Genomic DNA, 406 nt, shown 5'->3' on the forward strand with positions numbered 1-406 from the left:
GCCGGCATGCTGCGCGCGGCCGACAGCGGCGCGGCGCTGGAGCGGCTGGCCACGGACGACGGCTGGTGGCAGCTCCATTTCGTCGGCGCCGGGCCGTGGCAGGTGATCCTGACGCTCGACGCGCAGGCGCCTTTCGCCGCGCAAGTGCTGCGCGAACGGCCCCTGTTGCGCGTGACCGATGGCGCCGGTGCTGCCGTGCTGACGGGGCGCCTGGACGGCGATGGCGAATGCGAGGCCGCCTGGCCGTTCGAAGCGGCGCCGGCTGCCCATTTCCACGCCCATGGCGCGGCGTTTGCCGTGGCGGCGGCGCCCCGATGAAAATGTTCGGCAAGCGGCCCGACCCGGCGGTGGCGGCGCGCCTGGCGCTGCTGGGCGGCGAGTTGCTGGCCGCCCGCTGCGACGGCGT

At 75.6% G+C, this 406-nt stretch carries 1 pseudogene; it reads left to right on the forward strand.

Annotated elements, in window-relative coordinates:
• Positions 1-318: pseudogene (locus GM672_RS28690) on the forward strand (hypothetical protein); the annotation flags it as partial.
• Positions 319-406: the final 88 nt, after the last annotated feature.

The sequence above is a fragment of the Pseudoduganella buxea genome (genome assembly GCF_009720835.1).
GTDB classification, from domain to species: domain Bacteria; phylum Pseudomonadota; class Gammaproteobacteria; order Burkholderiales; family Burkholderiaceae_D; genus Rugamonas; species Rugamonas buxea.